We start from the raw sequence: 8242 nt of genomic DNA on the forward strand, positions 1-8242 counted from the left end.
AACCCGTTTTCGCGCGGGGATCGCACCACCGGCGGTGGAAATCCCGCGCGAAAACAGTCTGGTTGGTCATGTGCAACCTATGCTCGGCGGAATGGCGCACGTTGAACCGATACTCGAAGAACTCACCGGTCCCGGCCAGCTGTTCGAGACGGAGGAGGCCGTTGTTCACGGCCATCCGATGCGCGTGTACAAGAACCGGCCCCGCAATCTGCGCGATCTCCTGGCCATCGGCATGGCCAACGGCGACCTGGAGTACCTGGTCCAGGGTGAGGAGCGCTACACGTTCGCCGATGCCATCACCCGGGCGCTCACCGTCGCCGGTGCGTTGCACGATCGATTCGGCATCGAACCGGGCGATCGAGTCGCCGTCGTTGGGGCCAACGCACCCGACTGGGTGGTGGCCTACTGGGCCGTGGTCGCCGCCCAGGGAGTGGTCGTTCCGTTCAACGCCTGGTGGAAGGCGGCCGAGCTCGAGTTCGGGATCGAGGACTCGGGAACGACCATCGTGTTGTGCGACGCCCGCCGGGCTGCGGTAGCCGTCGAGGCGGGCTTCCTGCCCGCCCGCATTGCGGTATGGGGACCGGGCGACCGGCCGGACGCCACCGTTTCCTTCGACGACCTGGCCGCCGGTGAGCCGGCCCCGCTCGACTTCGCGGAGGCACGGGGGGAAGACGAACTGGCCGGGCTCTTCTACACGTCCGGTACCACCGGGAAACCGAAGGGATCGGCGAACACTCATCACAACATCATCACGAATCTGATGAATTTTGGAGTGCTCAACCGTGCTCAGACGATCGCCGCCGGCGAAACACCGGGCGGAGAAAAGGCTTCCTACCTCTGCATCATCCCCCTGTTCCATGCCACCGCCAACTTCACCTACATGGTTCCGTTCATGTTTGGAGGCCACAAGCTCGTGTTTCTCCCGCCGGGCAAGTTCGAGGCAGACGCGGCAGCGGCGGTGATCGAACGCGAACGGGTGACGGCCATCGGTGGGGTTCCCACGATCATGGCCCGGTTGATCGACGGCGGCGTGCATGAGCGTTTCGATCTCTCCAGCGTCACGACCATCGGGTACGGAGGCGCGCCGGCGTCTGCCGCCCTCCTCGAGAAGATCAACGGCGCCTTCCCTAATCTTCGCCGGAAGGTCTCGACGGCCTACGGGCTCACCGAAACCTCGGCCATCGCCACCGCCACGGGTGGCCTCGACTATCAGGAGCACCCATCATCCGTTGGCCAGGCGTCCCCCGTCAACGAGGTCAAAATCGCTGAATTCGACGGCACTCCGCTCCCGGTGGGCTCGACGGGCGAGATCTGGCTGAGGGGCCCGAACGTCATTCCCGGTTACTGGGAACGCCCGGAGGAGAACGCCCGCTCCTTCGTCGACGGATGGTTCCGGACCGGCGACGTCGGCTATGTCGACGATGAAGGCTTCGTCTACATCACCGACCGGGCCAAGGACATGGTCATCCGGGGCGGAGAGAACATCTACTGCGTCGAGGTCGAGTCGGTCCTCGAAGCACATCCCGCCGTCGCCGAAGTAGCGGTGGTCGGCGTCCCTCATGAGGACCTCGGTGAGGAACTCAAAGCCATCGTTGTGGTGGCGGCTGGCATGTCGCCGTCCGCAGACGATCTCAGGGCGTTCGCAGCCTCGCAACTCGCCGACTTCAAAGTGCCGGCGTTCTGGGAGTTCCAAACGAAACCCCTGCCGAGGAACCCGGCCGGCAAGGTTCTCAAGGCCCCGCTGCGAGGCGACCACTCGGGCGTCTTCGCAGTCGGGGAAGAAACCGATTCGGCGCTGTGAGGACCGTCACGATTCCATGGGAGGGCGGCTCGGTCACGGGGCGCTTCGAGCCCGCCGGCGACCCCGGCACGCCGGGCGTCCTGCTGGCGCACGGCGCCGGGACCAATCAGGACCATCCGATGATGGTTGCGCTCAGAGACGGTCTCGCTTCTTCCGGGTTTCCGGTGGTCACGTTCAACTACCCCTACACCGAGGCAGGTAGGAAGAGCCCGGACTCACCGTCCCGGTTGCTCGCCTGTCACGCGGCGGCCGCCGCCTGGTGTCGCGCTGAAGTAGATCCTGAGATGGTGCTGGCCGGCCGCTCGATGGGCGGACGGATCGCATCGATGCTCGTCGCCGGAGGGGAGCCGGCGGCCGGACTGATCTTGTTTTCATATCCGCTCCATCCCGCCGGTCGTCCTGAGAAGCTCCGCAAGGATCACTTGCCCGACATCACCGTCCCGGTACTGTCCATCGTCGGGACCCGCGACGCACTGGCGACTATGGACCTCTACAACCGGTGGGTGCGGCCGCTGCCGGCGTTCACGACGGTTGAGATCGAGGATGCCGATCACTCGCTCCGGGTGCGGAAGGCGTCGGGGCGAACGAACGCTGACGCCCTTTCCGACGCGATCGAGGCAGCCGCCGACTGGTTGCGCAGGCTCGCCTGACGACCCCGGGGAAATCTCACCGCTTTCTCAGCGTTTGTTCACCCCCGTCCTAGGTCGAAGCCTCATGATTCCTTGGAGATACAGAGGGGAACACCATGGACTACTACGCCGTCGATTTCGAATCGCCTTCCCGGCGCCCACCCGAACGATCGCACGGGTTCGGCCGGCTGTTGCTCGCCGCGATCCTCGGCGCCACCCTGACTCTCGGCGGCGCCTACGGTCTCGGGACGCTCTATATTCCCGATGAGCCGGTGGTAGCCGTCGAAAGGCCGGCAACCGCAGCGATGCCGGTGCTGGCGATCATGGACGGGGAGTTCTCGCCGGCTGAGGTTGCTGAATCCGTCGTTCCGGCCGTTGTCACCGTTGAGATCGAGGTCAATACGCCGAGCGGAGTTGTCGCCCAGGGATCCGGGTCGGGTGTGATCATCGACCAGGCCGGCTACATCGTTACCAACGATCACGTTGCAGGCAACGCCGCTTCGATCCGTGTCATCCTCTCGGACGGCCGGATCTACGATGCCACCCTGGTCGGGACCGACCCTCTCACAGATCTGGCGGTGCTCCGCATCGAGGCCGGCGACCTGACGGCGGTTGAGTTCGGTTCAACCGATGGGATGCGGGTAGGTGAACCCGCCGTCGCCATCGGCAGCCCGCTCGGACTGCAGGGCGGGCCGTCGCTCACCGTTGGCGTCCTGTCGGCGTTCGGTCGTGAGGTGCAAACCTCAGCGACCACGATTCTCTACGGCATGCTGCAAACCGACGCTCCGATCACGCAAGGTTCCAGCGGTGGAGCGTTGGTAGACGATCAAGGCCGCCTCATCGGAATCACCACGGCGGTCGGAGTGAGCTCGGTCGGCATCGAAGGGATAGGATTCGCCACGCCGATCGAAGTCGTGCAGCGGATCGTCGCCGACCTCCTCGATGACGGCGTCGTCGCCAACGGGCTACTCGGCATCAACGGAGTGACGGACTTCGTCGACACCAGCGATGGCGGGTCTCGCCCGACGGGTGTCCGGGTTGAGGCGATCGAGCCCGGGTCGGGTGCCAGCGCGGCGGGTCTTCAGCTCGGTGATGTGATCACAGCTGTCGAAGGCGTCAATATCGACACGATGGACGAGTTGATCTCTGCACTTCGACGCCGGGGCGCCGGTGACGCGGTGATGCTAGAAATCCAGCGCGGCGGGGCCGTGGTGGAAGTGACCGCCACCCTCGGCACGCTCTGAAAGCTTCCGTCTTCGCAGCCGTGTTGGTTCGCTAGAGCTCCGAACTCGCGCAAGAACTTTGTGGCTCACATGAAGCCTGCGTCGGCGGCCCGCTGGTCGAGTTTCTCCATCACTCGTTCCTGAAGGTCCTTGAAGAACTCAGGTGTGTTGAAGTAGGGGAGGGTGCTCGACTTGAGAGTCCCGTGGGCAGCAGCCGGAAGGACGTAGTCTTCCTTTCCATACCCACGTGTCCGTTCGTTGGCGTAGCCGCGCACGAAAGTTCGATCGACCACCGCTTCGAGGTTCTCCGCGGTCACGTCTAATCCGGAAGCAAGACGCAGCGCCTCAGCATGCACCTCGTAGCTGACTCCGGCGAACTTACAGAGCCCGTCGAAGTCTGAGAGGATGGTTTGTGGCCCACGCCTGGTAATGGCGTCTACCCAGTAATCGACGCCAGTTTCTCTCTCGACGTTGAGGAGGAGGAAGGTTCTCATCGACATATGACCACCGGCCAGTGCCCACGGGTAGCCGGGATTCGAGTGTGGCATGTAGGCGGGGTATTCAACACCTTTTGACTGCATGGCGAAGCTTGAATCGCCCATCCGGGCGGCCAGACGCAACGACCCCTGCCCAAGTTCCGGAAGCCTGCCTTCCCCGATGGCGGTGATCGCGCCGAGAATGTCGTGGAAGTCTCCATAGGACAATCCGCCGGCGATTGGATCCGTTGGATGTCTGCGGTTCCATTCCATCGCGTACCCGAGCGTGACGCCAAGCGAAATCGAATCCATGCAAAACTCGTCACACAGGCGCACGATGTCGAGGGCCTGGTCGGGGTCGTAGATGCCGAGGTTGGTGGTTAGTAGAGCCAGGGGCTCGTAGTCGAGCTTGACTCGGAATTCGCCGGCTTCGCCGTCGGGTGTTTCGTCGTAGACGTTCTTGTGGCATTTGATGCCGCACAGGTAGCAGCTCTCCGACTTGACGACGTACGGACCCTTCTCGAACGTCGGTCGCTGGAGCGCAATGGCCCGATCGTCGAGAGGAGGATTGAAATTCAGCTGAGGTAGGCCTCCAATATCGTGCTGCGTAGCCATCATTCGCCAGGTGCCTATCTCGCGGAACATCCGGCTACCGTCACCAAGGTTGATCTCCCTGTTGACGTCTTTGAGTCCTCTGCCCGACGCTGCGGGATTGGGGCCGTCGACAACGATGGCCTGGAGATTCTTGGAGCCCATCACGCCTCCGAACCCTCCCCGGCCACAGAATCGCGGCTTCGAATCACCGCTTTTCAGTTGATTATCGGTCGATAAGGCGATAGAAGCGTATCGCACGTTGTTGTAGTTCTCGCCAGCCGGTCCGATCACCGCAAAATGCGCGTCCGGGTATCGCCTATGCAACTCCTGGATCTTCGGATTCACCTGCATGCCGACAAGAGCTTCGGCATCGAGAAACTCGATATCTGCTGGCCCGAGCGTTCCTGCCGCCGGATCAACGGCAACGGAAAAACTGATCATCGTTGGGTTGCTGCACCGTCCGGTGAACACGACCTCATCGATGTCAAGTCCACGCAGCTTCGTGCCGAGGTGGCCGCTCCCTGCGCTCCACATCAACCCCGGGGCCCCCACCTTGGAGGACTTGAGAGGGGAGTAGCCGTGGAAGTAGGTCCGGAGACCAGTCATCACTCGCGTGCCGGTCAGAAGCCCGAGGTTCATCACAAGGGGTGCAGAAGCCGCATAGGCGTCATCGATGACGGTGTCGTGCAGGAGCTTGGTTGCACGAGCTACTCCACCGAGAGCGTCCTCCAAGTCATCGCATGACACGCGCTCGAATCTCACTGACCGGTCGGTCAGGTCGATGTGGTATCGATTGAACTGAAGCTCGTTAGCAGGTTTCAACGCGGTGTCTTCCATTTCTGCCTCTCTGCCGAATCATCCGAACTCAATTTCGGTCGAGGTTGTGCCCGCTACAACGCGACTGTCCGCCAGGATCTGGCGTCGAGCAAGGTGGATCGTGGCGGCCCCTATGGCGGCCCAGAGCGCCGCTACTCTCCAACTGGTTGGGTATCCGAATGTGTCGGCTAGCCATCCGAAGGTTATTGGTCCAACAAGGCCTCCAATCATTCCTCCCACCATGACAGTTGCGCTGGCTCGTCCGGGAGCTTCATCGTTGAGCCTCACAACAGCGAACCAGAACACGCCGTTGAATCCCCAGCCGAGGCCGAACGCAATAAAGGTGCCGAGAATCAGCGCCCATACTGTGTCAAGGCTGAGGAGCAAAAAGCCGATGACTCCAGCGGCGATCATCCTCGATACAACCTGGAGATGACGACCTCCCCGTCGATCGGCGAGCGAACCGGCGGTCAAACGAACGGCGACCGCGCACAGGCTTCCAGCTGTTAGTAGCAGCCCTGCCAGCCCTTCCCGGAGGCCGCTCGATGCTGCTGCTTCGACCGTGAAGGCCGGCAGACTGGTGGCTGCAGCCATGGCGAACAGCATGCCTGTCGTGAGGAGCCCCAGGCGTGTAGAGCCGGTTGTTCCACGGCGGTTCGAGCGATCGATGGTAGGCGTCTTCGAGTGATCGCTCTGAGCTGCTATCGCTACCGCCGAAGCAGCCACGGCGGCCAGGGCGAACGCCCATCTCCAGCCGACAGTCACTGCCAGAAGCGGCACCGTCAATCCGGCTAGGAGCGCGCCGATGGGTAGCGCTGACTGCTTCAGTCCAAAGGCCATCCCTTGCTTTCCGTCTTCTACTCCGCGAGCGAGGGTGAGATTGGCGCTCGCCTGGCCGAGGGCGTTGGCGGTGCCGGCGACGATCAGGAACACGACGAGCGTGACCGGGCTCCGAGCGAGGCCGGCGGTCCCGGCAGCTGCAACCGCAGCGATCAGAGCGGCGATCCGCATCGAGGAAGCCGGGCCGATTCTGTCGGCTAGTCGCCCAAGCGGTACCGCCACGAGTGCGCCGCTCCCCCTGAATACCGCTATGAACAATCCGAGCATCGTCAGGCTGAAGCCGAGGTCCCCCCGCATCTGGATGCTTAGTGCTCCCAGCAGGAAGACGGGGAAAGCGCATACCACAGTTATTGCCAGACTCAAGAAGATCGGTCTTCGCATGGGAACTCGCCTTCCTGCGGTAGTCTCATGGAGGGTAGCGCCGGCCAGAGGCGTTGGCCTTGTTATCGTCTAACCTATTGATGTTGTTTTCCATGGGGAGTCGCGAGATTCAGAAGGTTGAGTTGGCAATGAAGGACGCACAAATGCAGGCCAGTGATCAGGTTCGGGTGCCGAAGATGGCAGAGTTGATCGCGTCCAAGCTCCGTCGCCGGATTGTCCGTGGTGAACTGGTCGAGGGTGATGCTTTGCCTTCGGAAGCTACGTTGATGGAGCAGTTTGGGGTGTCACGTCCGACGTTACGTGAGGCGTTTCGCGTGCTGGAATCCGAGGGGTTGGTGACTATCCGGCGAGGGGCCCGCGGTGGGGCTCGTGTGCACGTGCCAGATGGGGAGGGAGCGGCGAGGTATGCGGGGTTGGTCCTGGAGTATCGGGGTACGACTGTCAAGGACGTGCACGACGCTTTGCTGGTGCTCGAACCGGCCTGCGTGGTGATGCTCGCGACGGAACATAGTGTTGAGCAACTCGAGGCGTTGAAGGACCATGTGGCACGGGCCGATAATGCGGTCGATGATCTAGACGCGCTCATCCGTATCCAGACCGAGTTCCACACGCTGGTTGTCGAGTTGGCAGGGAACGAGACCCTGCGGCTGATGTCCTGGATGTTGAGGTACATCGTTGACCGGGCGAACTGGTCAATGTTCGGTCGTGATCATGCGACACCGACGAGCATCAACGCGACGCGACAGGGGATGCGGGCTCACGCCCGCATCGTTGAAGCTATTGAGGCCCACGACCCACAACAAGCCGAAGCGCTGTGGCGGCACCACCTCGCGGCGGCGGGGGAGTATCTGGTCGGTGACCGTGAAACCGCCGGGTCCATTATCGATATTCTGGATTGGTCCTCAAACACATGATCAAGGATTGGTGTCTGGCCCGAAGGGGCTAGACACCCCAGGGTTGTATCTTGTCAAGCGGCGGCTTTGTCTCGTGTTGTCTGGCGGTGGGCCCAGGCGGTGTTTTCGTTGTAGAGGGTCTGGTGTTTGAGGCAGCCGTGGAGGATGCCGACGAGGCGGTTGCCTAATGCTCGTAGCGCCTGGTGGTGGAGGTCTCCGGCTTCTCGCCGCTGGTCGTAGAATTGGCGACATCCGGGACTCGCTTGTAGTGAGCAGAAGGCCCATTGGTCGATGGCGTCGTAGAGCCGCCGGTTTCTGACATGACGGGCGAACACCGCCTTTTTCTTGCCTGAAGCGACCGTTATGGGCGACGTTCCCGCATAGTTTTTGCGAGACTTGGCGTCGGCATAACGGTTCGGATCGTCTCCGAATTCGCCGAGCGCCCGGGCGCCGAGCACATCACCGAGTCCTGGGATGGAGAGGTAGATGTCGGCGTCCGGGTGCTGTCTAAACCTGGATCCACCGGTCTGATCGGTGTCTGACGGTTGGGATTGACATAGAAAATGCCTTCTGACCTGGGAGAATGACG

At 62.3% G+C, this 8242-nt stretch carries 7 protein-coding genes; 4 read left to right on the top strand and 3 right to left on the bottom strand.

Going from position 1 to position 8242, the window contains the following annotated elements:
- Nucleotides 1-91 precede the first annotated feature (91 nt).
- From P1T08_02975 to P1T08_02985, 3 genes are all read left to right on the top strand, one after another.
- Nucleotides 92-1801 (top strand): AMP-binding protein, encoded by a 1710-nt coding sequence (locus P1T08_02975; protein MDF1595054.1) that lies wholly within the window; start codon nucleotides 92-94, stop codon nucleotides 1799-1801.
- Nucleotides 1798-2451, top strand: a complete 654-nt coding sequence (locus tag P1T08_02980; GenBank protein ID MDF1595055.1) for an alpha/beta hydrolase — start codon at nucleotides 1798-1800, stop codon at nucleotides 2449-2451. Before P1T08_02975 ends, P1T08_02980 begins: the two co-directional genes overlap by 4 nt.
- 95 nt (nucleotides 2452-2546) lie before the next feature.
- Complete coding sequence (locus P1T08_02985) at nucleotides 2547-3674, top strand: trypsin-like peptidase domain-containing protein (GenBank protein ID MDF1595056.1); 1128 nt, start codon at nucleotides 2547-2549, stop codon at nucleotides 3672-3674.
- Nucleotides 3675-3739: 65 nt separating this feature from the next.
- Here the strand turns inward: P1T08_02985 and P1T08_02990 are convergent, their stop codons facing one another.
- Entirely contained in the window at nucleotides 3740-5560 is a 1821-nt protein-coding gene (locus tag P1T08_02990) for an aldehyde ferredoxin oxidoreductase C-terminal domain-containing protein (GenBank protein ID MDF1595057.1), read from the bottom strand.
- Nucleotides 5561-5578: 18 nt separating this feature from the next.
- On the bottom strand, nucleotides 5579-6760 hold the full coding sequence (locus tag P1T08_02995; GenBank protein ID MDF1595058.1) for an MFS transporter: 1182 nt from the start codon (nucleotides 6758-6760) through the stop codon (nucleotides 5579-5581).
- A gap of 128 nt (nucleotides 6761-6888) precedes the next feature.
- Here P1T08_02995 and P1T08_03000 point away from each other — a divergent pair, with 128 nt between their 5' ends.
- Nucleotides 6889-7674, top strand: a complete 786-nt coding sequence (locus P1T08_03000) for a FadR/GntR family transcriptional regulator (GenBank protein MDF1595059.1) — start codon at nucleotides 6889-6891, stop codon at nucleotides 7672-7674.
- Nucleotides 7675-7727: 53 nt separating this feature from the next.
- On the opposite strand, the gene P1T08_03005 is transcribed toward P1T08_03000, so the two are convergent.
- A partial coding sequence (locus P1T08_03005) for a transposase (GenBank protein ID MDF1595060.1) occupies nucleotides 7728-8242 on the bottom strand: 515 nt, incomplete at its 5' end.

Source organism: Acidimicrobiia bacterium (assembly GCA_029210695.1).
Taxonomy (GTDB): Bacteria; Actinomycetota; Acidimicrobiia; order Spongiisociales; family JAHEDJ01; genus JAHEDJ01.